At 34.2% G+C, this 25,946-nt stretch carries 22 protein-coding genes; all 22 read right to left on the bottom strand.

Going from position 1 to position 25,946, the window contains the following annotated elements:
- Nucleotides 1–44 precede the first annotated feature (44 nt).
- Nucleotides 45–1,997: a polysaccharide biosynthesis protein gene (locus OQ289_RS02565; protein ID WP_270089309.1), complete on the bottom strand. Its 1,953-nt coding sequence runs from the start codon at nucleotides 1,995–1,997 to the stop codon at nucleotides 45–47.
- Between the two features lie 10 nt (nucleotides 1,998–2,007).
- Nucleotides 2,008–3,063, bottom strand: coding sequence for a GNAT family N-acetyltransferase (locus OQ289_RS02560; protein WP_270089308.1), 1,056 nt, complete (start codon nucleotides 3,061–3,063; stop codon nucleotides 2,008–2,010).
- A 255-nt stretch (nucleotides 3,064–3,318) separates the two neighbouring features.
- On the bottom strand, nucleotides 3,319–3,819 hold the full coding sequence (locus tag OQ289_RS02555) for a GNAT family N-acetyltransferase (protein ID WP_270089307.1): 501 nt from the start codon (nucleotides 3,817–3,819) through the stop codon (nucleotides 3,319–3,321).
- 58 nt (nucleotides 3,820–3,877) lie between these two features.
- The gene (locus tag OQ289_RS02550) at nucleotides 3,878–4,864 is read right to left on the bottom strand and encodes a hypothetical protein (protein ID WP_270089306.1); all 987 of its coding nucleotides are present in this window, start codon (nucleotides 4,862–4,864) and stop codon (nucleotides 3,878–3,880) included.
- Between the two features lie 34 nt (nucleotides 4,865–4,898).
- Nucleotides 4,899–5,702 carry a phytanoyl-CoA dioxygenase family protein gene (locus OQ289_RS02545; RefSeq protein ID WP_270089305.1) on the bottom strand — a complete coding sequence of 268 codons (804 nt, stop codon included), beginning with the start codon at nucleotides 5,700–5,702 and terminating at the stop codon, nucleotides 4,899–4,901.
- A 68-nt stretch (nucleotides 5,703–5,770) separates the two neighbouring features.
- Nucleotides 5,771–6,802, bottom strand: a complete 1,032-nt coding sequence (locus tag OQ289_RS02540; RefSeq protein ID WP_270089304.1) for a GNAT family N-acetyltransferase — start codon at nucleotides 6,800–6,802, stop codon at nucleotides 5,771–5,773.
- Between the two features lie 45 nt (nucleotides 6,803–6,847).
- Nucleotides 6,848–7,996, bottom strand: a complete 1,149-nt coding sequence (locus tag OQ289_RS02535; protein ID WP_270089303.1) for a glycosyltransferase family 4 protein — start codon at nucleotides 7,994–7,996, stop codon at nucleotides 6,848–6,850.
- Between the two features lie 97 nt (nucleotides 7,997–8,093).
- The gene (locus OQ289_RS02530) at nucleotides 8,094–9,476 is read right to left on the bottom strand and encodes a pectate lyase family protein (RefSeq protein WP_270089302.1); all 1,383 of its coding nucleotides are present in this window, start codon (nucleotides 9,474–9,476) and stop codon (nucleotides 8,094–8,096) included.
- Nucleotides 9,477–9,677: 201 nt separating this feature from the next.
- Nucleotides 9,678–10,778, bottom strand: coding sequence for an NAD-dependent epimerase (locus OQ289_RS02525; RefSeq protein WP_270089301.1), 1,101 nt, complete (start codon nucleotides 10,776–10,778; stop codon nucleotides 9,678–9,680).
- A gap of 53 nt (nucleotides 10,779–10,831) precedes the next feature.
- Nucleotides 10,832–11,920, bottom strand: a complete 1,089-nt coding sequence (locus OQ289_RS02520) for a glycosyltransferase (RefSeq protein WP_270089300.1) — start codon at nucleotides 11,918–11,920, stop codon at nucleotides 10,832–10,834.
- A gap of 58 nt (nucleotides 11,921–11,978) precedes the next feature.
- Nucleotides 11,979–12,860, bottom strand: coding sequence for a glucosamine inositolphosphorylceramide transferase family protein (locus tag OQ289_RS02515; RefSeq protein ID WP_270089299.1), 882 nt, complete (start codon nucleotides 12,858–12,860; stop codon nucleotides 11,979–11,981).
- An 89-nt stretch (nucleotides 12,861–12,949) separates the two neighbouring features.
- Nucleotides 12,950–14,047, bottom strand: coding sequence for a glycosyltransferase family 4 protein (locus OQ289_RS02510; RefSeq protein WP_270089298.1), 1,098 nt, complete (start codon nucleotides 14,045–14,047; stop codon nucleotides 12,950–12,952).
- Between the two features lie 38 nt (nucleotides 14,048–14,085).
- Nucleotides 14,086–14,682, bottom strand: coding sequence for a sugar transferase (locus tag OQ289_RS02505; RefSeq protein ID WP_270089297.1), 597 nt, complete (start codon nucleotides 14,680–14,682; stop codon nucleotides 14,086–14,088).
- On the bottom strand, nucleotides 14,672–15,970 hold the full coding sequence (locus tag OQ289_RS02500) for a DegT/DnrJ/EryC1/StrS family aminotransferase (RefSeq protein WP_270089296.1): 1,299 nt from the start codon (nucleotides 15,968–15,970) through the stop codon (nucleotides 14,672–14,674). The genes OQ289_RS02505 and OQ289_RS02500 overlap by 11 nt, the downstream gene beginning before the upstream one ends.
- Nucleotides 15,971–16,025: 55 nt before the next feature.
- On the bottom strand, nucleotides 16,026–17,126 hold the full coding sequence (locus OQ289_RS02495) for a glycosyltransferase (RefSeq protein WP_270089295.1): 1,101 nt from the start codon (nucleotides 17,124–17,126) through the stop codon (nucleotides 16,026–16,028).
- A gap of 173 nt (nucleotides 17,127–17,299) precedes the next feature.
- Nucleotides 17,300–19,123: an asparagine synthase (glutamine-hydrolyzing) gene (asnB, locus tag OQ289_RS02490; RefSeq protein ID WP_270089294.1), complete on the bottom strand. Its 1,824-nt coding sequence runs from the start codon at nucleotides 19,121–19,123 to the stop codon at nucleotides 17,300–17,302.
- 1 nt (nucleotide 19,124) lies between these two features.
- Nucleotides 19,125–20,297, bottom strand: a complete 1,173-nt coding sequence (locus OQ289_RS02485) for an O-antigen ligase family protein (RefSeq protein ID WP_270089293.1) — start codon at nucleotides 20,295–20,297, stop codon at nucleotides 19,125–19,127.
- Nucleotides 20,298–20,337: 40 nt separating this feature from the next.
- Nucleotides 20,338–21,201 carry a glycosyltransferase family 2 protein gene (locus tag OQ289_RS02480; RefSeq protein WP_270089292.1) on the bottom strand — a complete coding sequence of 288 codons (864 nt, stop codon included), beginning with the start codon at nucleotides 21,199–21,201 and terminating at the stop codon, nucleotides 20,338–20,340.
- 7 nt (nucleotides 21,202–21,208) lie between these two features.
- Nucleotides 21,209–22,375, bottom strand: a complete 1,167-nt coding sequence (locus OQ289_RS02475; RefSeq protein WP_270089291.1) for a DegT/DnrJ/EryC1/StrS family aminotransferase — start codon at nucleotides 22,373–22,375, stop codon at nucleotides 21,209–21,211.
- A complete protein-coding gene (locus tag OQ289_RS02470) occupies nucleotides 22,372–23,814 on the bottom strand; it encodes a lipopolysaccharide biosynthesis protein (RefSeq protein ID WP_270089290.1) in 1,443 nt (480 codons plus the stop codon). Before OQ289_RS02470 ends, OQ289_RS02475 begins: the two co-directional genes overlap by 4 nt.
- A 3-nt stretch (nucleotides 23,815–23,817) precedes the next feature.
- Nucleotides 23,818–25,113, bottom strand: coding sequence for a Vi polysaccharide biosynthesis UDP-N-acetylglucosamine C-6 dehydrogenase TviB (gene tviB / locus OQ289_RS02465; RefSeq protein WP_270089289.1), 1,296 nt, complete (start codon nucleotides 25,111–25,113; stop codon nucleotides 23,818–23,820).
- A complete protein-coding gene (locus tag OQ289_RS02460; protein ID WP_270089288.1) occupies nucleotides 25,101–25,655 on the bottom strand; it encodes a UpxY family transcription antiterminator in 555 nt (184 codons plus the stop codon). Before OQ289_RS02460 ends, tviB begins: the two co-directional genes overlap by 13 nt.
- Between the last annotated feature and the right edge of the window lie 291 nt (nucleotides 25,656–25,946).

The following is a 25,946-nucleotide window of genomic DNA, read 5'->3' as shown; positions in this document are numbered from 1 at the left end:
ATTTCCTACGTGTATGCCCATAATAAAAAAATGTAAAAGTTGATCTAATTAGCCTCAAACAAGTCTAGCTCTTCATATTTGGAATTATTACTGATGAAATCTGGTAGAATTTCTTTCATTTTTTTTACCATTTCATAGTCATTGTTCAAGCTATTTAAGCACAATAATTCCTCTGTAACCTGATGAACATAATTAAAGCTATAATCAATAATTTTAGATATTTTAATCTTTTGATGATGGGTCGGAATAGTTTCTTCTTCCAAAAGGAGTAACTCCTCATATAACTTTTCTCCGGGGCGTAGTCCGGTAAAAACAATTTTGATATCCTTATCAGGCGCCATGCCGGCAAGTTTGATCATGTTCTTTGCCAGATCAACAATCTTAACCGGGTCTCCCATATCAAAAATAAAGATTTCACCTCCATTTCCCATTGCCGCAGCTTCCAATACCAATTGTACAGATTCAGGAATAGTCATAAAATATCTGGTTATTTCGGGATGGGTAACTGTTATTGGGCCACCCTTTTCTATCTGAGCTTTAAATCTCGGAATGACAGATCCGTTTGACCCCATAACATTCCCGAAACGGGTCGTAATAAATTTAGTTTTTGGTTTAAGTAAACTCTTAAAATTTGCTCTAACGTTCTCCGAAGCTGATAATATATTATTGTTATTTAGCGATTGGATATACATTTCTGCAAGACGTTTAGAAGCTCCCATAATATTAGTGGGTTTTACAGCTTTGTCTGTAGAAATCATAATAAACTTTTCTACCTCATGATCTATCGAAAGATCGGATATGTTTTTCGTACCTAATACGTTGGTTAATATAGCTTCTGCAGGATTATTTTCCATCATCGGAACATGTTTATAAGCCGCCGCGTGAAAAACAATCTGTGGTTTAAATTCTTCAAACAGTGTTTTCATCCGGCTTTTGTTTTGGATGTTGGCCATGAATATTTTGGTTTTACCTTGGGGATAATAATCTTCAATTTCAAGCTGAAGCTCATGTAAAGGTGTTTCTGCCTGATCGCAGAGGATGATATACTCTGGGTTATAGTTTAAAACCTGACGTACAATTTCGGAACCGATTGAACCTGCTGCTCCGGTAATCAAAACTCTCTTTCCGTTTATCTCTTTTGATACATTATTCTTTTTGAGGATAATAGGTTCCCGTTGTAAAAGATCTTCAATTTTCAAGTCCTGTATCTGATTAGGGCTTAATTTGCCATATAGCCATTTATCAGAGGACGGCACTGTAACGACTTTAATGCCCAGCTCTATACATTTTTCAATTGCTTTCTTTTTTCCATTAATATTCAGATCGTTGCCAACTAATAAAACCTTATTGATAGCATATTTTTTCTTAAGTGTTTCTATGCAAAATGACGGATATACATTTTTTTGTTCTATATGTTTGTTTATTTTATCTTGATCATCATCAATAAAACCAAACACGTTTATAGGTGCTTCCTGACAGGTGTCGAGTGCTTGTTTCACTAGGATTGAGGTGTTGTCAGTCCCATAAATTAAGATATTATCCTTTATATTTCCAGGTTGTAAATCTTTTAAATATCCAAAAATGTGTTTAACGGCTATTCTCAAAATAATTAACAAGGATGAAGAAATAAAAAAGTTCAATAACAGTGCTTTGTCAAACCATATCCATGGAAGTTTAAAATATGGAGCAACAAGCAGATTACCGATAAGCATAAAACCAATACTGCTTATTAGCACTGCCATGAATACACGAAAGATATCTTCTGTATTGGAATACCTTATGATTCCTGTATGAATTCTCATGCTGATAAACACGTAAATAGAGATCACACTGTACAGACCTATATACAGGATATCGCTCGTGTAAAACAATTCAGCAGATTCAATTTTTTTGGTCAGCAATAAAGATATAAAGAGTGTCCAGATTACGATTAACTGATCGATCAATAATATCAACCATCTTGAATGTACTTTATCACTAAATAATAACTTTTTCATAAGAGTAATTTTAGATAAATGATAAAGAGGAAAATAAGGTAATGAAAGCTCTGTATAAAGGGAAATAGTCGATTGCTATTTTTTTATCAATTCCTCGCTTATCAAGCAAATAGTTGTATGCTTTGTGGTTTGCAATGAACCGGAAGCTTTTATAGTTTAAGAACAGATCTGAAAAAGCCGATTTCCATCGGAACAGGGAATCTTCCTTAAAGCCGAGCCCCCCACCTAGATGAAAAAACTTCATTCCCCTTTCCCGTCCAATAATGGTAATTTCATCAACTAGAAATTTTGCAGGAGATTGATTTAAATATGATGCTTTAGTAGCAACCAAATGTGCCTGAATAATGCCGTGAGAAAAAGAGATGATCGTTACACATGTTATTTCATCACCTAAATAAACCAATAATAATCTGCAGTCAAACTCATTTGAATGAATTAGGTTTGTAAAGTATTGCTTATCAAATAAATAGTATTCAGTGGATCCGATTCGACGCATGTTTTCTGTATAGATATCAATGAATGTGTCAATATCTTCTGGTCGTTTTGATTCCTTTACGAAGTATCCTTTATCCCGGCACCTTTTGATCGCTCTAGTGGTAGACCGATCGTACTTTTTACGCTGAACATCTAAAGGTAAATTCAGATCGAGTGCAACAGTAAGTCCATTTTCATGAACCCCCTCAAATTCTTTCATCAAAATATACTGATCAAAAAAAGGGTGCAATCGGGAGAATACGGAGACTATCTGTTCGTTTTTCAGAAATTTTAAAAATGACTTTTTAAAATTATCGATTAATCCTTCATCCAGGTGTTCGAATTTTTTATTTGCAATTGGTCCAGGATATCCATAAACAGAGCTTAAATCAAAAAATGACGAATCAGGGATAGCTCTTTTGAGGAACGGAAAGGCTATGAAATCTTCGCCTTCTTCATAAATCAAGAGTATAGGATTACCACTATTGTCTAAAGAATGATAATGCCAGGTATGATAAAAATCGTGTACAAAAGAGCGTTTAACGTAAGAATTCCATTCATTTCTTTCGTTAAGGGTAAGTAATTTAATCATAGAATACATTTTTAGGTGGACACAAGACCAAGAGGTTAATCAAATACTAACATATATTAGCTAATATTGGAGTACTGCATTATTTACTGGCACAAAGTCGCATCTGTATAAGGGGAAATTGTCAATCTTATTATTAGGATCGATTCCTATACGATCAACTAAGGAATTATATATTGGCTCATTGGCAACATACGTAGGCTATCCATTGCTCTTTGTGAAAAAGAGTAATTAAATTTTCTCATGATAGTAAGTGAACTAAAGTTGGATGGGAAACTCTTTTTTATTTAATTTCATTTTAATAAATCCATTTACTTTATTGGAACCTACTGCAACAAAACCCATTCTTTCGTAAGTTTTACAAGCAGAAATATTTAATGGATTTACCTCTAATAAAACACATTTTAAACCTAGTTCGAAAAAAGCATATTTTAATATAAGCTTTGTAGCTTGCTTGCCTATTCCGTTTCCCCATAAGCTTTTTTCACCTATGAATATGTGAAAGGATGCCAGTCCATTATTTATAGTTAATAACTGAATATTTCCTATGTATTGATTGTTTTCTTTAAGACAAATTGCAAACCGTCGTTCATCCTTATTCTCTAATTTGCCTTTTATCCATTCCTGTTCAGTTTCTAAAGAAATGTATCTATCAGGTTTAAATTCAGTATATTTCCAGATATCAGAATCATTTCTCCACTGATAAGAGACATTTGCATCACTTAAAACCAATGGTCTTATATAAACTAAATTATCCATCTTATTTAAATGAAAATTCATAGTGTGAATCAAAAAATAAAGAGCCTAGTCAATAGAGTTAGGATGCTAGTTCACGTATTATATCTCTCAACACACAAACTATTCGTTCCATATCTTTTATAGTATACCGGTGATCTATTGGTAGTGGGACAAGGTGTTTTGCCAGATGATTTTCAAACATATGTTCGTTTGTCCACTTAAAAACATTGGGCCAATAAGTAGGAACAAATATTTTATTCGCTATAAGTTTAGTTTTAACTTGATCATTTGAAATAAGAAGAGGGTATACCATTGGAACAGCATCAAGAGGCATTTCAATATCAAGTTCATTTATTGCACCCAGATTTTCTTGCAAGTATTTAAAGTTTTGTTTTCTTGTTTTTCCACAGTGTTGATAATCAATTCCGGAAAGAATTTTCTGCGTTAGAATAGACATCTTTTTAATATCGTTATTTTCAAGACTTTTATCGTTTTCAACAAAATCCCCATATGAATTTTCACTCCCAACATCGATACTCTTTATAAGATGCAACAATCTATCAAAAGATATGTCCGTTTCTATGTTCAATCGGAGACTACTATTAAGTTGCAAGTAAGCACCATCAGAGACGCCAAAAAACTTTCTGCATGAATATATTGTATCGATCTTATCTATTGGTTTTGAAAAGAAGGCCTGCGAATTATCAACAATTAAATTTTTAACGTTTTTGCTTAATTTTTCTACTGCATGCTGTTTTATGCCGAAATAGTTGGTATACAAAAAGCATTCAGCATATCCAATTTCAAAATCAACTATAGGGTCTAACTGTTTGTCCAGTGTATAAAACTCATATGGAACTGCCAATTTTAACATAGGTTCCAATATCGTATCACACGTAAAATAGGGTATATAAATTTTAGTATACCCCTTAACCTTCAATATATATTCCAATGCATTTCTGGTTGTATTTAATTTTATGAGTGAAGGATAGTATTCTTCGCCATTTGAGAGTTGTAACTGAAAAAAGCCTCCAATGGTTTTCTGAAGTTCTTTTTGATCTTTCATAAAAATTGGAAGTTAAATTTTCTCAAAAAAACTATTAACCTTGATTCGATAAATACATTCTTTTATGAGGAGGTTGATAAAACTCGTACAAATCTGCTGGAATTCTGGCGTTGTAACCAACAACTTGCCTTAAGCTTTCACTTAAAGATTCTCCAAATTCATAACCTAAATATCTTGGAAAATCAAACATTGGCTTAAAGAATGGTTTGGTGAAACTTAATGTTAATACTTTTCTAGCATTTTCAGTATAATTTTTACCGGCAGCATGCCATAAGTTAGAATCAAACAAGATAATACTGCCTTTTTTTGCTATCGCCCGGTCAGCGTGTTTGTAAAAATATTCCTCACTTGGTTTAATATCTTCTTTGTGTGAGCCTGAAAGTAAATAAGTAGCACCATTCTCTTCTGTAAAATGATCAAGCAACACAATCATTTGGATCATCATTTTCATATTTCCGGTAAAACTTCTCAAATCCCGATGAATATTTTGAACATACGGCCTATCATTTTTCATGTTAATAACCGCGCTAAACCCATTTAAGATATAGTTTCCACCTAAAAAGAAGCGCATTTCCTTATCACAAAACATTTGTTCTAAAAAATGTAAACTAAAATTGTCGCATTCCAATAAATGATGAAGGGTTCCCTCCATATTTGTTTCAATACCGTTTTGGGTTTGGATTTCTCTTCTTTGCAAATAAGCCGGTTCTAGGTCATTAATAATTTGAGCAATCAGCCCTTCATTAAGAGCGTTTTCATATATAACCCAACCAAACTGATCAATTGCATTCTCAAAGTCACTAATAGTAGCTCCAGAATAATTAAATATATTTTTCAAAGCATACAGATTTAATGGTTAAAATTTATTTTTTTTAGAAAATCCGGTATTTTGAAATCGGATTGCTTTTATTTAATGGCCATTTCAGGGTAACGGTACAAGGGGAAATAATTTATATTTAAATCGTTCTTTCTTTCTTTGATCAGATCATTGTATACGACTGTATCCGATACAAATTTCCAGGTAGAATCTTCGAGAAACAGATTTGAAAAGGATGATTTGAATTTAAATAAGGAGTCTTCCCGACCTCCCAAACCACCGCCCAGGTGAAAATACTTCATTCCCAGCTGCCTGCCTATTATACTTATTTCGTCCGTGAGTAACTTACTGGGCGATTGATTAACATAATCGACTGCTGTGGCAGACAGATGGTTTCGGATTATGCCTCCACAACACATAATAATTGCGCCGCAAATCATTTTAACTCCATCATACATCACGATTAACTTGCAACTATCCTCTTTAATGATTGCTGCAAAATAATCTTCGTTGAAAAAATAGCTTTTTTCTGCTTTCAGCCGGTGCATGTTCTCATTGTACATGGCCGTAAATAAACTTATTTCATCTCCGGTTTTAGCTTCTTTAATATTGTAAGGCATCTTTCTCAAATGTCTGATTTGTCTGCCCATCCTTTTTTCATAGCCTATTCTTTGCTCTTCAATAGAAATGGATAAGTCCATGTATACAGTTTTACCATTGTTGGAAATACCTCCTATTTTTTCAATCAACACTTTCTGGTCAATGAAAGGATTAAGTCTACAGAAAACACAGATATATCTTCCCGTGTTCATGAAGTTTAAGAAGAAATACTTGAAATTTTCAAGTATCTGGTCACTTATGTCTGCAAATTTTCTATTGGAAATCGGCCCTGAATAACCATATACAGAAGTCAGGTCATATAAACCTGAATTTTCAATTTCTCTTTTTAGCAGAGGTAGCGCAATAAACACATCCGATTCTTCGTAAACGAAAAGAAATGGATCCCCGTATTTCTCTAGTGAATGATAGTGCCAGGTATGATAAAAATCATAGTTTACAGAATTATGGACATATGCTGTCCATTCTTCCGATTGTTGAAAATTGATTAAGCGATATGCCATGACTTATAGTATTTTTAAAGAACTACAGTTTTTTAGATGTACAAGCTAGCCAACGTTCATGATTTTCAGCATTTCTGCATTGACAAGGTTCACATCAAATTTCTCTTTGGCGAATTTTCGACCATTGATACCATATGAGATAATATCTCGGGTATTATTTATGTAGTGCTCCATTTTGGAAGCAAGCGCTGGAATATTTTTTACCGGAACCAAAAAACCATTAGTACAGGAAGGTGAAACATTTACAGTTTCACGACATCCAACAGAATCGCTGGTAATGATGGCCCTTCCCATGGCCATGCCTTCTAGGATACATCTGGGAACACCTTCTCCATAATACGAAGGGAGTACAACGATGGATGAATTTTTTATATATGGTCTTACGTCATCCACTTGCCCTATATATTCCAAGGTATCTCCAGATTGGATTTTGAAATACAGTTCTTTGTTAATGGAGTCAATATTATCATCAAAAGAACCAATAAGCCTGAATTTTATGTCCGGGTATTTGGATCTGATGGTTTTCGCGGCTTCAAAAAACTCATTTACACCTTTTGCATTGATAAGGCGAGCTATCATTAGAAAGCTGATATTAGTAGTTTCTGGTTCAGAATAATCATAATGGCCCAAATCCACACCAGAACCATTTACTACAAATGCCTGATGTTTAATTCCGATTATACCTGATTCTATTAGTTTATTATAATCATCTCGGTTCTGAAAAATGATTCTGACCCTTCGGTTTTCCATTAGGCTGAACTTAAGCAGTGTTTTGGTTATCAGACTCACTACACTCTTCTTAGAACCATTATCGGTAAAATTATATCCCAGTCCGGTTAACATCGGAGTTATACAATCTATTCCACAAAGCTTTGCTATAATAGTTCCATAGATTACAGGTTTAAATGTGTAGGGAAAGAAAATGTCCGGTCTTAGTTTCCTGATAACCTTGTATAATTGAATCATGTATGTAAGATCGGAGAGGATCGATACATTACTTCCGTTCAGATGATTTTCAAAAACAGTTACTCCAAGATTCTTTAGCTTTTCTTGAACATGCTGTTGTGAAATTTTTGGGGTATAAACAAACACCTCATTCTTCTTGATAAGTTCTTCAATGAGTTTACCCCTAAAATCAAGTAATGTACGCGGAGAATCGCACGCTATCAATACTTTTTTTCTATTTTCTGCCATAATAGTGGAATTAAAAAGAATTATACATGAACCAAAAGGCCACCTGACTTACAGTCAGATGGCCTTGCAATTAAATGTTTTAACTTACTTCTGTTGATTATAAAGTTGCGCCAGCACCTTTCATCACAATAGATGGAACATTTGCTGCAGCACTAAGTACTGATTTATATTCGTAAGTAGGTACCCAGTTTGAAGGGGCCGTAGTAATTTTGTTTTTCCCAGAGTTATCAAATATATTGGTACTTTCACCGCTGATAACACCTGCTACAGGACTAAGTTCTGTTCTGATAGGAAGTGTAGTGTTTTTGAAATAACTATTTTCCACTCTTACGATTGCCCCCATAAAAGAGCTAACAAATCCTGCATTGTCATAATAGTTATTGAAAGTATGAACAGTTCCGTATCTTACATTCGGGCAACGTTCTGAAACATTATAGAAATAGTTACTATGTACAGTAACACGAAGTTTACCAACAGATTCAGGCTCATTGTAACTAAAACCGATCAGCATCGCTTTATGGTTATCGTACAGCTTATTCCATGATAGTGTAACGTAATCAGCACCAGTTCCTACGTCCAACAATCCATCATAGTAATCCCAGTCACTTACCCGTTCTGATGAAAGATCACAGTGATCTACCCATACGTGGTGTGCACCACCTTTGATAATTATATTTGAATATGTTTTAACTTTGCTGATTGTCATATTCCGGATAATGATATTGCTCTTCCCGTAGATAAATAAACTTGCACCAATCAGTTTAGATCCGTTAAGGCCCAAAATCGTTTTATTAGATTCTACCCGAAGTAGTCCTGAACCGGTAATCGTTCCGGATACTTGTATAATTAACGGTGCCGAGGATGATACAGCACTTTGAAGCGCAGAAAAAGTTGACACAGTTACTGTCTGACCACCTGCACCACCTGTTGTTTTACCATTTACAGAAGCATATCCGATAGGTACATTAGTAGATACTGGAGGATCTGTGGTACCGGTTGGCGGAACAACTGGAGGTATTGTAATGCTTTGATCGCCTACAGTATAGGTGTATTTCTTACGATTGGTTCGCGGATCTGAGTTATCAGAAGCCGAAAGAAACAAGAAGCCCGATTTATGACTGAAACGACCTTTACCTAAGTTTCTGATTTCCTGGTGTACAGAGTGCGAAGGCCCTATTTCAACACCATTTTCAAATACTCTTACGGTTGATGCAGTTGGCTTATCGTTCGTGTCGCTTATTAAATTGGCGTCCATCGGAATTCGTACCGAAAATCCGCCATCGGAAATACCTTTTGAAACATTTACTGTGAATACAGAAGTTGAAGTTGTTGAAACAACACTTTGTAAATCCACATCGTTAGGCGCATCAATTGTTAGATTTTCTACCCCTTCTTTTTGACATTGACTAAAGGTAAAAATTGTAAACAGTAGTGAGCTAAATACTAGCACTTTTGTAATTAATTTTGTTCTCTTCTGCATGAATTTGTGTTTTAAATTTACATCTTGGGCGCAAACCTAAAGGATTTGTAAATTAAAACACAATGCAGATAATGAAGTAGCTATCTAACTTAATTTTGAATATTTTTTCGTTAAGCCTTGATATTTAGTTAGTTGTGGTTTTTTAAATTTTTGTTTTCAAGTAAAATTATTCAAGTTGTTAAAAAACCTTATGTTACAGTATTATGACAAACCATTTGCGGTTTGTATAATTTTTGTCTGATTTTGATAAGACGCTGTATAATAGTTGTTGTACCATTTTACAAAATTTTTCACTCCTGTTCCCACACTTGTTTTTGGTTGATAATGAAGCTTATTGGTTAAATCATTAATGTCAGCAGAAGTTTCGGCAACATCTCCGGCTTGCATAGGCAAAAAAGCTTTATTGGCTTTAATTCCAGTATGTTTTTCGATTTCATTAATAAAATTTAGCAAACTTACCGGTTCTCCTCTTCCAATGTTATAAACAACGTAAGGTACTTTTGAAGTGGCAGGATCAGGGCTTTTCGCATTCCAATTTGGATTTGCTTGTGCGGGAGTATCAATTACTCGAACTATACCTTCGACAATATCGTCAATATAAGTAAAATCTCTACTCATCTCACCGCTATTGAAAACTTCTATTTCTTGACCTTCCATTATTGCTTTAGTAAAAATATACAAAGCCATGTCTGGTCTACCCCAAGGACCGTAAACTGTAAAAAATCTTAAACCTGTCGTTGGCAAATTAAACAAATAGCTATAAGCATGAGCCATTAATTCATTACTTTTTTTAGACGCAGCGTATAGTGAAACGGGATGATTTACACTTTCATGTGTAGAAAAAGGCATTAACTTATTTAACCCATACACACTTGATGAGCTGGCATAAAGTAAGTGTTTAATTTCAAAATTTCTACAGCATTCTAAAACATTCAAAAACCCTTTAATATTAGTCTCTACATAAACTTCAGGATTTGTGATACTGTATCTTACGCCTGCTTGTGCAGCAAGGTTGCAAACAGCATCAAACTGAAAAGTTTCAAAACAAGCCGCTAAACCTTCACTATCACATATATCCAATTTAATAAAAGTATAATTTGGATATTTAGTACTTATCCTACTTTTACCATATTCAAGTGCTGTCACATCTATTCCTGTTTCTATAAGTCTATCGTGTTTTAAGTTGACATCGTAGTAATCATTGATGTTATCTATACCTACTACAGTATCTCCTCTTTCTAACAAACGTTTGGCTAGATGGAAGCCAATAAATCCGGCCGTACCTGTGACTAAAATTTTCATAAGATATAAGTTTATAGATGAATTATAGACTATTTGAGTCTTTTTATTAAAAGTTATAAGCTATTTACCCGGTGCACCTCTTCCAGAATGGAATTAATAAATTGCTCAGGACTGCGATCTTTGAGATAGTCTTGTTTGCCGTTGTCTTTCTGATTGGGATAAGCAGCAATGGCAAATCCTATAGCTGATGTTAAAGAGTTGATATTGTTGGGTTCAACTTTAAAAATAGAAGGTATTTTTTCAATGCCGCCGGCGCAAAGGGTTGAAACAACCGAGTCATTTACGGCCATCATTTCAAGTAAAACATTTGGAAATCCTTCTTTAATAGATGAGACAACACATAGTTTTGCTTTTTTATAATAAGGTATTGGATTATCAACATGCCCCATTAGGACTACTCGCTCTCGTAGACCGGTGTCTTTTATTAAAGTATGTAGATTTTTCCTTTCTTTGCCTTCTCCTAATATCAATAACTTTAGATTCTCATGCTGCTGTGCAATTTTTTCAAATGCACGGATTAGTATTGAAAAGCCCTTTTCAGGAATTAGCCTGCCAGCTGAGCAGATAAATTCTGAATCTGTCAGACTTTCATCTATAGAGGCTTCTGCATTTCTTAGTATATGATTTAGGTCAATCGGATTTTCTATTATTACAGCCTTATCGTCTGGGATAAATTTATTTTGCGCTAATAGCTGATTACGCATAATCTCCGTTTGGCATACGATTAAATTAACTGCCGGATAACCTAATCGATATGCTATCTGATAGCTCAATTTTTTGACACCTGTATAGCGAGTAAATACCGAAGTACATTCGCGGACAATCAGGTTGGATTTTAGGTAACCAACGCGTTTGAGTAGGCCTAAATACGAATTTAGGTAAGGATGTGTGCTTATGATCGTGTAATCTTTTCTGTAAGGGCACAGCTCTTTAATAAGTTTTAAAAAGCCGATCAATAGCGCCCCTTGAGTCAAATGCTTTACCTCCTGTTTTGTTGGTATGAAAAGGCGCGAATCGAATACATGTTTGAGAAATATTAATGGACTGTTTGTTACCCCTGCTATCATACGCAGGATATTTTCTGCTCCACCTGCAGTATCAGACATTGATACAAATAATAATCTATTTGAAATCGTATCCATCCTTTGAAAATAATCACACTTCTCAGCTAACATTATGCGCCAATAAGGGCATACTATTTTAGTAAAGAACTTTTTTTAATAATCTATGTACGGGAGTGATGGGAGAATGTGTTCTTCTCTTTCCATCTACAACAATCAAATTGTCTCCAAAGCTGATATTATGCATACCTTCCAAATAAGGGGCTTCCGGTAATAATTCAAAATCAGGATCTGATTTAAATGAATGTTCAGAAAGTTCAGAAATCTTATTAATAATTATGGATCCTCCATAACGGATTTCCAGATTCTGAGTTGGGCGGTAAAGTTGCCCGTTTACTATAAATAAGTTTCCGGCACTCCTGCAATTTTTTGACCTTACCGGAATGGGGTTTAATGCATGTGGCTTAAACTCCTCCTCTAATGAATCTGAATAGTATATGTATAAATCATTTAACATGCCATCTATATTGGTAAACAACCAATATTTTTCCTTGTAGTGGATAATCGAAGTATCTACATAGCGAGGGCCCACTAGCAAAACCCTTTTTTTCTTTAGCTCGGTCGAGTTTTTATGATCCAGTTGATACAGACTTACTTCACCTGCATCTGCTGTTTCTGGAATGCAATAAAAATTTGATTTTTCTTCAAAAATGTACGGGTATGAAAAATGGATCCCCTTTGGCGTAAGCCCAGATATCCTTTGTTTAGTGCTAAAATTAAAATTTTTAATTCTTGAAATTTTACCTTTAATCTTCCAAAAGTTAAGCTCCTCATAGTAGATGAAAAGACTGGAATTAATTTTGACAACAAAGGGGTCTGCCGAATAATGGGCTTCATCCTCCTCCAGCCATACTACTTTTCCATTAAATCTTTTTCTCCGGATTAAATCTGCAGCAGATTGTTTAACAAATCCTATATTCCATTTGTCTGCACCAAAATACCTGTCAATTACGTTTTTCATGTTTTCATCAAGATTAAATAACAAGAATTTCATTATCCAAACCTGATTATGCAAATTCTTAAAAGATTCTGTTTATTTAGTATTTATGTTTAGATCACAAGGTATGCATCTACATGTTTCTTACACGAAGTTCCTATATGGTAGTACTGTTTAAATGAATTCAGGCTATTTTCTTTTATCTTTTGTTTATCTGGATAGAAAACAGCTCTTTTTATCGTTTGATAATATGAATCTACGCTATTATCATCGCTCAAGAAGCCGGTGTCCTCATTCTTAATCATATCTTTAACACCACCGGCCTTAGTACAAATCGATATACATCCAACTGATAATGCCTCAATTAAGGATATAGGCATCCCTTCATAAAAGCTTGATAAGCAGAAAAAGTCTGCCATACTTAGAAAATCAGCGATATTTTCTTTTCCTCCAAGAAACTCAACGTAAGGGTCGTCTTTTATCATTGAATAAAGATGATGATATAAGGATTCATCACGAACATCACCGATTATTAATAGTTTGCATTTTTTTTCTTCATTTGCATTAAACTTTTGTACAGCTTCAATTAATAGCTGCTGGTTTTTCACTTTCATAATCCTTCCCACATGAATTAAAAGGTAAAAGTTTATATTTTCTTTATATCTTTTAGTAAGTACGGGATATTCATCAGTCAGAGTTAAAAATGGACGACCATTTTCAATGACAATAACATTATCCAAACCATAATATTTTTTAAATGATTTGCCCCCATCATTTGAAACTGCGACAGGAATTACCTTATTCTTCTTGTAAAGAGTTTTACGAAATGCCTTAATTAAAAAATTCGGACATTCGGCTTCGGCTGTTGAATGGATGGTGTGAAAAAACTTGCAATTACCACTCATAAATCTATACAAAAGCAAATACTCAAAAGCATTTAAGTGCGTGTGAACTACATCCGCTTTTTGCTTAACCAGCCAACTGGTCAATTTAAAAAGTACCCGGAAATTTAGACCTTTGCCCTTGTGTAGGGATAAATAACTTATCTTCCCACTGATTTCATTAAGAAAAGTTGTATCAGCATCATTATCACAAAGAGAAATTAAATATATTTGATACTGATCATTCTTTGCCAACTCATTACATAAGTCGACAACAAAGCGCTCAGCTCCACCTCTTCTAAGTGCGCCTATAATGTGAACTATTTTCATTTTGTTGATGAGTTTTAGAATCGTATTAATTGACTGCTTTATCCAATCGCAATTTTTTTTAAAGTCAGAAATATGATTTTCAGATCAATCCATAAATCATGATTATTGATGTATTTCAGATTTTGTGTGATTTTTAATGGGATTATTTCTTCTATATAAAAATGCTCTGGATCATTTGATTTTTCCAAAAGTTCGCATTCGTCAGAAAATTCAATTGATGCCCAATCGGTAATTCCCGGTTTAACGGAGAGTACCCTAATTTGCTCCTCGTTATAAAGATTTACATATTTACGAACCTCAGGGCGGGGACCAACAAAACTCATATGGCCTTTTAATATATTTAATAACTGAGGTAATTCATCCAGTTTATATTTTCTTAACCAATATCCAATTTTTGTAATACGACTATCGTGATTACCTATCGTAAGTAGTTGCAGATCTGTTTGATGCACATACATTGTCCTGAATTTGAACAATGGGAAATCTTCCACGTTTTTCCCAACCCTGATCTGACGATAGAATATTCCTCCATTTGAATCTAGAAGTATTAGTATAGCAATTACTACAAAAGCCGGACTAAGTACAATCAGGCCAAATGAGGCTAATAAAATATCAAATATGCGTTTAGTGTCCATATCCAAAAATTCTTGTTGAAACAATTGGTCTTCTTGTTCTCTTAATTTTATCTTCAACCTCTGCCTGTACTGGTTTGTTCAGCTGAATTTGTACGGTAGCAATTACCGATTCGATGATAAATTGTATTTCGGCATCAGTAAGCTGAGGGTAAATAGGTAATGAAATCTCACATGAATATTGCTTATAGGCGACCGGATAATCTTCTATATGATACCCAAGGTTTTTAAAATAAGTAAGCATAGGCATCGGTATAAAATGTACGTTGGCGGCTACACCTAGTTGGGCCAAATCATCTATTATCCGATCCCGCTGTGCTTCGGTAATACCCATTATTCGTAGTGGAAACAAATGGTGGGAAGATTCTCTCTCATCATCCCGCAAAGGTGGCTTTATAAACCAATCCATTTGCTCCAAGCCCTTACAATATTTTGAAGCTATTTCTTTACGCTTAGGCAATAACTCATTAGTGTATTTTTTTATTTGTGCCAAACCAATAGCAGCACATATATCTGGCATATTAATTTTTAACCCTTGAAATAATATATCATAACGCCAGCCGCCACCTTTTGATTTAGCCAAAGCATCTTTATTTTGTCCATTAAGTGTATATATCTTTAGAAATTCATATTCTGTCATTGCATTAAAACTGCGTGGAAGATTTAGGCATATACACCCACCTTCAGCTGTAGTGATATTTTTTACAGCATGAAATGAAAATATAGCGATATCACTCATTTTTGCTGAAGACAAACCGTTATACGTTGCACCGATAGAATGTGCTGCATCTGCGATCAATAAGATACGTCCTAAAAGTTGTTGTTTCTCAGACTCTGCTGTAAACATATTATTCACCTCCGATTCCAGAATAATAGCTTTTAGTTCAACATAATTACATGGCCATCCTGCAATGTCTACAGCTATAATAGCTTTTGTTTTCGCCGTTATGGCTTTTCTGACTTTTTCAGGATCTATACAAAAATCATCGTTGATATCTACCATTACAGGAATAGCACCACAATGCAAAACACTTAAAGCGGTTGCACAATAAGTGTAAGCTGGTATAATTACTTCATCACCCTCTTTAATCCCAAACCATTTTAACATCAGTATTGCTCCGGATGTCCAGGAATTTACACAAACTGCTGCATCAGAATTGGTAAGTTTAACTATTTCTTGCTCGAAAGATTTAACTTTAGGTCCGGTTGTAATCCACTTATCTTGAAGTGTTTGTACTACTTGATCAATAACCGATTGATCAATAAACGGAGGTGAAAATGGAATATTCATAATTCTAAAATTTAAGGTGGTTAAATGTCTGTTTCAGTAAAAGAAAGGACATTGATTATGCATTATGCAATATCAAATCTTTCCATTTTGGCAGAATGTTTTCTATAGAATTTATTTGAGTTATTAACTGCGCATTGCTAGCAACTTTTACTCTAAGGCTTTCATCGGCTAATAAATTATCCATTGCGGAAGTAAGTTGACCAGTATTATTTGCCTCTATTAAAATTCCATTTGCTTCATTTTCTATTATTTCTGATGGGCCAAACTCACAATCCATTGCAATACAAGGACAGCCAAAACTCATCGCTTCTATTAAAGCATTTGGGTATCCTTCATTTCTGGATGGTAGAACAAACAATTCGGCTTGATTATAATAATCCTGCAGATTATCTTTTGGTCCAATTAGTTTAGCCCGTTTTTGCATACCCAATTTTTCAATTTGGTTGGATAGGTTTTCATATTCACTTCCGCCACCAACAATTAATAAATCAATGTCATCAGCTTTAATTTTACTATAGGCCTCAATTAGTTGGTCGAATCCTTTAATATAGGAAAGACGACCAACTCCTAAGATGAACTTCCTGGTGTTTACCGGTTTAACAGAGGGCGATTTAAATACATTTAAAGGATTTCGGATAATTTTAAAATTATTTAATCTTTTAAAAGATTTATGGTTTCTAATGCAGTCCTCTATTCCTTTGGCTGGTATAACTATAGCCTTAGATTTTTTATATGTGATATAGAAAATTCTTTTTAAAAAGAAGTTGAATGAATTAATCGTATGATCAGGGGTAGTTCGTTCTGAAACGATAAAGGGTGTTTTAATTAAAGAGCAAGCCAAACCGGTCCATAAATTTGCTGTGGTCATAAAAGAAATAACACAAGTTGGCTTTTCTTTAATAAGCAAATTAGACAATCGTAGAAATATTAATAATGCATATTTAATACGATTAAAAATATTTTCTTTATCCCTCTTCTCTAATAAATTAATCATCCTGACAAGAGGTGAAATTTGATATCCAGGCTCGGCTTCGTTAAGACAAAGAATAAAAACGGTCAGTCCTTGTTTACTAAATTCATTTGCCAGTATTGATAATACTCTTTCTGCTCCTCCACTATGAAGGTTATTAATAACAAAAAACAATTTATTTTTCATATGTGTATAATCTGGCCTTGCTGACAGCTATCTGGAAAACTTCAATGATCAAAATATTTAATGGGACAATACCAACGATTAAAAGTATTTAAAAAAGCCATACATGCCTGAAACAGTGCTTTTTTGGGGTTAAAGAAGAAGTAAAGGATATTATTATTCGGTGCTAAAGGTATTTATTGGACAGTAATCTTTTTATAAAATCCAAATTCTTGGTACCACTTAGACAGAATATATATTCTCCAAATAAAAGATGAATAGTCATGCTTTCCTTCTAAATGCTTTCTAAAAATATCTTTAAATCTGGGTGTATTTAAAATGGGAATCTGACGTAAAAAATCGTCTGTTAGGTTTTCTTCAAATTCATTACGCAGTTCATTTCTTATCCAGCCGGCTAAAGGCACAGCAAATCCTCTTTTGGGTTGATCAAATACTTCTTCAGGAATGTATTCTTTCAGAATATCCTTTAATATTTTTTTTCTCCGGCCTTTTTCGTAACGAAATGATATAGGAAGTGTTCTTGCAAACTCAATGATATTATAGTCCAGAAAGGGGCTTCTTACTTCTACTGAATGAGCCATACTGGCACGATCTACTTTTACATTACTATCGTTTTCTAACCACAATTTAATATTTAAATCAGCTGTTGCCTGTAACAAATCTTTCGACCATATTTTATAACCATTATAGTGGGACAGCCAATTAAAGTTTCTCTTCTTTAGAAGAGAGTCATATCCAACAAATATACCTGCAATGAAATCATATTTTGAAACAGCATTGAGTATTCCTTTATAGGAAAATGCTCGTGCACCCAGGAAATTAAAACTCAATACGCCGGCGGCTATTTTTCTCAAAAAATAGGGAACAAACGTAATTTTAGCTGCGTAAGGCACTAATCTAAAATGGTTGTATCCAAAGAAACTTTCATCCCCCCCATCTCCAGATAAGACCATGGTAACAGATTGCTTCGTGATTTTATTCAACAGTAAAGAAGGCAATGCAGAGCTATCTGCAAAAGGTTCATCAAACACTTTTACCAATTGGGGAATCATTTCTAAAATATCTGTTGCTTTACAAATTGTTTCTGTATGTTCAGAACCTATAATTTTTGCATATTCTGCAGCGATCTTGCTTTCATCATATTCCGGATCCTCAAAGCCTATCGAAAATGTTTTGATAGGATCCTTTGAAACCGTTGAAGCAATACTGGATATTAGAGCAGAATCTATTCCTCCAGACAGAAACGATCCAAAAGGCACATCTGCTTGCAATCTTATTTTTACGGCATCTTTTAACAGATGGTGCAACTTCTCTTTGGCCTCATTATAAGACAAGCCCGCTTCGACGACCTCCTTCAGATTCCAGTACTCTTTAACATCGTATTTTTGTCTGTCCAAATCAATCTCCAGATTATTTCCGGGAGGTAATTTATAGACATTTTGATAGATCGTGTATGGGCTGGGGATATAACCGCAGTCCAAATACATCGATATAGCTTCATCGTTTATTTGTTTGTGTTGGCTTATTGGACGTAACTGGCTGCAAATTTCAAGTTCACCGTCCTTCCATGAATAATAAAAGGGTTTTACACCTAAGCGGTCGCGTGAACAAAATATTTTTCGTGTTGTGTCATCATATATAGCAAAAGCAAACATTCCGTTTAGTTTCGGCACTAAAGCAGCTCCCCATTCTTTATAACCTTTTAATAAAACCTCCGTATCGCTGGTTGTATCAAAAGTATACCCTAGAGCTATTAAATCTGTTTTTATCTCCTGAAAGTTATAAATTTCACCATTGAACACTATAACAAGGTCTTCAAATGTCATAGGTTGATGTGAACGAACATTTAAATCTAAAATGGATAGTCGTAAATGTCCAAAAGTCAAATCAAATACTTTTTGAATCCCTAAATAGTCCGGTCCACGGAATTGTATGGATTCCAGTTTTAATTTTACGGCCTCCTCTTCAATAGGAATATTGGTTAAATAAATTCCACACATACTAAAATGCATTTATATTTAGATACTCAACCTGATAGTTCTTGACTTGGTGAAGATCTAAATGTTTCTTTTCAGATACTTTCTTATCCAGATTTATTTGAATATACAGCCACATCGAAACAAATAATACCAGGTTATTTTCAAAATAATTATGATTGGTAAGCATGTACATTATTAAAGAAAATGAAACCAGAAAAATTACCGGATTATCATGAAACATTCTTATGCCATTAATTAAAAAAGACCCATATATCCATAGAAAATAGAGAAGGACAAAAAAACCGGCTTCACCAATAACCATTAAAAAAGTGTTGTGTACACCATTTTTTACGGTGTAAGTATTGTATTCAGGTCCAAAAATTTCTCCGCTAAAGGAATGGTATCCATTACCCAAGATTGGATTGTTTAAAATTTGATTATAATAATGGGACCAGGTTTCTGTTCTCGATTCTTCTTTTAAATCATCATTTACTTTTCCTTCAAGTATTCCTGAAAATGCATGCATTCTTTTCGTACTTAAATCCAGTTTATCTCCAAATGAAAGAAACAGACCAAATAGAACAATACCTACTAGTATTTTATATACATTTTTATAATTGATCAACAAAGATATCAAATTGACTAATATCCAGATAAATAAGAAAGTCCTGGAGAAAGTAAGAAAGCCGGCCATTGAAAATAGTAATTGGCCAATGATTTTTAATTTTTTGCTATTTATTGAAAAACTTAGAGAATAACCTAATATACAAGCATAGCCAGCTGCATTAGGGTTAATATAATACCCTCTATATCTGCCACCAATACCTTCAATAAAAATAGATTCAAAAATTATACTTAAACATCCTAGTAAAAGCACTATATATATATCTTCCTTTGTGGTATCGCTTACAACACTTGCTCCCATAACTATGACAATAAAATATTTAATAAGCGTTACTAAATAACCATCGTCATTTTGTGCATTGACTATTATAGATATCAAAAAGAATAAAAGACCGAATACGATAAATGGAACTATTGGCTTCTTATTCTCACTTAAAAAATAATAAACGATTAGGAGTAGGAAGGTGCTGTAACTTAAAAGTTGACCAATTGCGGCATTAGCTTTAACCAAGAAATAACTTGGAAGATTGCAGAAAACTAAGAATAAAATAATAATCTTAAGATATTTCATATCGGAAATTATTTAATGTATAATTATATTTTCTAACCGCTTACAATATGGTTCTTATTGTACTAAAAGCATTTTGTAGACTGTGATCTCTAACTTCAAATAGGAAATATTTTTTAAGATAATAGAGAAGCAACTTGATTTTTTGAACGCGGGAATATTTGAAAATTTCAATAATCAAGTACAAATCGTCAAGTGTTTTTTGTTTTAAACTTTTTGCTTTTAACATGCTCCAGATGCCTCCTGGATGTTTTCTATAGCAGCACATTATTTCGGGTAAAACATAGATTTTCTTTCCGGAAGTAAATGTTAAATAAAGTTTAAGAAATCTGTCTGGGGCATTAAATTTAAAGAACCAATCTGTTGAGTAAATTTCTCTAATTTCGGACGTATTTCTGAAAAGAATTGTATTGAGTACTGTTTCAAAATCATTATCGAATAATATATCCTCAAACGAATAGATTATTGGTTTTGGATTTAAATTCATATAATATATTTCATTATTTTCTTTAATCCTTTTTGAATAATGACAACACATGATATACTCTTGATTGTGTTCTAAAAAATCAACTTGTTTTTGCAGTTTTAAAGGGTCTGTCCAATAATCATCTCCATCGCATTGGGTCAAATATTTACCTTTTACCTCTTTATACAGTCTTACCGCGTTCTTGTGGACACCCACGTTAGATTCTGAAGTAATTAATTTTATTTTATCAGGATGTTTTAGCACATATTCCTCTACAATTTTTCTGGTATTATCGGTAGAACAATCTTCCCCGATAAGAATCTCAAATTTAAAAGAAGTTTGCTGCATCAAGTAGCCCTCAATAGCCTGTGCTATATACTTCTCATGATTGTAAGTTACACAGCAGATGCTAACCATCACTTCAGTTTCTATACTTTTCATAGCTGTTTTACTTTTTTTCATGACCATTTATGACTTTTTCTATTCGATTGGCAATCAATTCTCCAAAGCCATTTTGTGTATTGATGGTTTTCACAGGATATTTCTGTGCTCTCAATAATATACGTGAAATCATATCCAGATCGGGGATGGTGAGTGTATCATACAGGGGCAGGCAAACGATTCTCTTTACCACAGAATCGCATACGGGCATTCTTTTACGGCTTACAAACGGTAATGTAGCCAAAGAAGGAAAAAAATACCTTCTGCAATATACACCTGCCAATTCAAGTTTGACAATACAATCATGCATCAGTTCTTCTGAATCAAACAGAATCGGACAGTAGGCGTAGTTGTAATCGGGAGCAGAATCAATGAACTGAAATTTAACTTTTAACTTTTTCAGGTTCTCTCGGTAATGCAGAGACAAAGATCTTCTCTTTTCCAGAATGGCATCAATATGTCCCAGGTTACACAACCCCATAGCTGCATGAAATTCCGAATTTTTAGCATTGATACCTGCCAGCGCAAAGGTATCCGGACCGCTGTACCCAAAATTTCGCATAAATGCCATTTTCTCTAACAACTCTGGTTTTTTAGTGAAAACAGCTCCTCCTTCTATGGTATGAAACAATTTAGTGGCGTGAAAGCTTGTGATACTAATATCTCCATACGCAAAGACTGACCTGTTCTTATATTTTGTTCCGAAACAATGGGCTGCATCATATATCACCTTTAAACCATATTTATCAGCAATATTTTGTATTGCATCAATATCACATGGGTTGCCATAAACATGCGTTGCTAAAATCGCGGAGGTTTTAGGAGTAATTGCAGCTTCGATGTTATTGGGATCAATATTGAACGTATCCGGATCGATATCCACATATACTGGTTTGCAGCCCTGCCATAAAATACTATTTGTCGTAGCAACAAAAGAGAATGGAGTTGTAATAATTTCTCCTTTCAATTCCAATGCTCTGATAGCCATCTGGAGAGCAATAGTACCATTGGATACATATAATAAATAATCCACATTTAGGTACTGCTTGAGTTTAAGTTCCAAATCATTAACTAGAGGGCCATTATTGGTTAACCATTGGCGGTCCCAAATGCTTTTTACATAGTTTTCAAATTCCTCTATTTTAGGAAGAAAAGGCTTAGTTACTGGTATCATCTTTTTAGTATTAATTGTTTAAAATCTATTATTGCTGTAAGGTTTATAAGATTGCTGATACTTAAATAAGTAAGAGCGTAAAACAGAGCACTTATGATAATCCGTGTCAAATTGTTAATATTAAAAGAATCCACTAAGAAAGAATCAAGAAGATAAGTTGAAATACCAATAAAGACAGCTAAGATTATGGTGGGTAAAATGTCTAATATCTGTTCTTTGACCGGATAGTTAATCATCTTTCCGCTATAGATTGTGTTGATGTAAAATCCAATAAAATTAAAGGATAATTGAAAATATAACAGACCATAAATACCAAATGGTATTACACTCAAAATGCCTATTACACTTAGTGCTTTTTTTATAACCTCCAGTTTTAAAAACAAATCGCTCCGGCCTTTTACCTTTAAAATATTTAAATTATACGCATGAAGGGGCTGCATTACACCTGCAATGCAAAGTATTTGAAAATAAGGTACTGCTGGCAACCATTTATCGGTTAATAAAAAACTAAAAAGAGGCTGAGCTGCTACACTCATAAAAATCAATATGGGAGCATTCCAAAAAATAACCTGCTGCATCACTTTTTTGTTTACCCTTTTCAATTGCACATTATTATGGGATATTTCTGAAAACATCGGATAGGTAACTTTATTGACAGCTGCTGAAATATTTGCTGTTGGTAGCTGACTGATAGAATCGGCCCGGGAATAATATCCTAGTTGAGTGGCAGAGTAAAATTTACCTATAATCAGTGTATATATATTCTGGTAAAGGGTGTCAAGTATTCCCGATAGGGTCATTTTATAACCAAAATCAAAATGACGGTTAAAACTTTTTTTATCAAATATCAAAGCAGGACGCCAGTCTGAATATATCCAATGAAGTATGGTAGATAAAAATGTAGTAAATAAACTCATCCATACCAGACTCCAAACGCCATATCCGGTTTTAGCCAAAATAATTCCTAAAATTCCCCCTGCTAAAGATGAAGGAATTTGTATGTTTGTTTGTGTTTTAAACCTCATCTCTTTTACAAGACAGGTGTTTTGTACACCAAAGAAAGCATTTAAAATAAATATCAGACTATAAACACGAATGATAGTTGTAAGGACTTGCTGATGGTAAAACGATGAAATAAGAGGGGCGCAAAAAAATAATATAAAATAAAGTATTGTGCTCCCTATCAAATTAAAATAAAAAACGGTAGAAAAATCTTTTTGATCTGCATCGGCCGTTCGTATAAGCGAAGAAGTAAGGCCACTGTCTAGTAATGTATTTCCGATGGATATAAATACCGATAACATAGCTATTAACCCAAATTCTGCCGGGGTTAAAATGCGGGCAAGCACTATGGTTATAAAAAAACTAATTAGTTTAGAACCAAATTGCTGACCTACTGCCCATATTACGCCAGAGATGGTCTTTTCCTTTAAAGTCATTTGTTATAAGCGTGCACTTACCATGGTATTTGGCAAGACTGATTTGATGTCGTAAATGACTGTATTTTCTTTGCAGAGCTTTGTAAGGTCGAGCTGTTTAAATTCCTGATGAGCAACGGCTATTAAAATTGCATCGTATTGTCTCTTTTTCGATTCCCCGTTCTGACAAATCACGCCATACTCTTGTTTAACTTGATCTGAATTGGCCCAAGGATCGTGAATGCAGACCTTTACTTTATATTCTTCTAACCTCCTAACTATGTCGATTACCTTTGTATTCCTTACATCGGGGCAATTTTCCTTAAAAGTAAATCCTAACACCAACACTTCTGCATCTATGATATGCGTGCCGTTATAGATCATTTGTTTAATAAGCTGATCTGCTACATAAGCTCCCATTCCATCGTTTACGCGACGCCCAGCCAAAATAATTTCAGGATGATAACCAACTTCTTGTGCTTTCTGCGCAAGGTAATACGGATCAACACCTATACAATGCCCACCTACCAGACCTGGTCTGAAATTCAGAAAATTCCACTTTGTACCTGCAGCAGTAAGCACTTCAGTGGTATCTATACCCAGCCTGTTAAAAATCATCGCTAATTCATTAACAAAGGCAATATTGATGTCTCTTTGTGCATTTTCTATAATCTTTGCTGCTTCTGCGACTTTTATTGATGAAGCTTTGTGGGTGCCTGCCCCAATTACAGATCTATAAAGATTGTCAATTTTAGTGGCCGTTTCAGGTGTAGAGCCCGAAGTTATTTTTAATATATTGGCAACTGTATGTTCCTTATCACCAGGGTTGATCCGTTCTGGCGAATATCCTACGAAAAAATCTTCGTTATAAACTAGTCCTGATTTTTCTGCTAAAATAGGAACACACTCATCTTCTGTCACACCAGGATATACAGTCGATTCATAAACAACAATATCTCCTTTTTTTAATACACTTGCTACTAGATTGCTAGCCTTTATTAATGGCGTTAAATCTGGTCTATTATTTTTATCAACAGGTGTCGGAACGGTGACGATAAAAACTTTACAAGAATTTAATTTGTCTTTTTCGCTCGTGCAATACAGTCCATTTTGAACTGTACAGTAAAAAGTTAGCACTTTTTTGAGTTCTTCTTCACTTACCTCTAAAGTACAATCTTTGCCTTCGTTAAGTTCATCCACCCTTCGTTGAAGAATGTCAAAACCAATGACTTTATGCTTTTTGGCAAACTCTACTGCGAGTGGAAGTCCAACATACCCAAGGCCAATTATGGCTATTCTTACGGGTTCTATCTCGTGCATAATGCTGTGTTTAAAGGTGAAGCTTTTATAAGATGATTAATCTCGATACAGGTTACCAATGCGCATTCTATATGGTCAAGCGACATCAGGACTGTTTTTCCTTGTACTTTGATTATTTTACCTTCATGATTGTAGAATAAGCCACTTTTAATTCTTACTCTATCACCAGGCGAAAGATCTTTTAGGTTAATTATTTCAAGGTTATTATATGTTTTCATCAGTTCCTTAAGCTGTTCAATTTCTGAATCCCTTATCACAGCTGGCTTCCCCATAAAATAGATATAGTTAACTACTCCAAGCGTATATCTGACCTTTGTAAGCTCTCTATCATCTATTTTAACAAAAACATAACCAGTAAAAAGTGGTACACTTACCATCTTTTTTCTATCCGCCCATTGGTTTTCTGTAGTTCTTAAGGGACAGAAAGTATCAATCCCTTGTTCCTGCAACAACCTATCAACCTTTTTTTCCCAACGAGGACGTACATAAATAACCAGCCAGTTTTTTTTAAGTTTTCTTTTGTAATTTAATGCCATTTCCATTGTCAGATTCTTTAAGAGGAAGTAAAAAAATGTGTTGTTTTATTAGACCCAATAGAGTTTTCCGGACATTGTGTAAATACTGGTTTGCTACTTTGGGGTGCAAGGCTTCGCCATATCACTTACAGTGATGAGCGTGTATTTTGTGAAGTAATTAGATGAAGGGTAAATTGGAGGCGGCTAAAATTATTATTTAAAGATCATTTATTTCAAATCAGGTGCAGCGTAAGTTTGTTTTTATAATAGTTATTGCTTTAAATATTGTAATAGATCTATTTTTTTCTTTTAAGAAGC

The sequence above is a fragment of the Sphingobacterium sp. SYP-B4668 genome (assembly GCF_027627455.1).
Lineage (GTDB): Bacteria > Bacteroidota > Bacteroidia > Sphingobacteriales > Sphingobacteriaceae > Sphingobacterium.
This window is presented reverse-complemented; position numbering and strand designations above follow the sequence as displayed.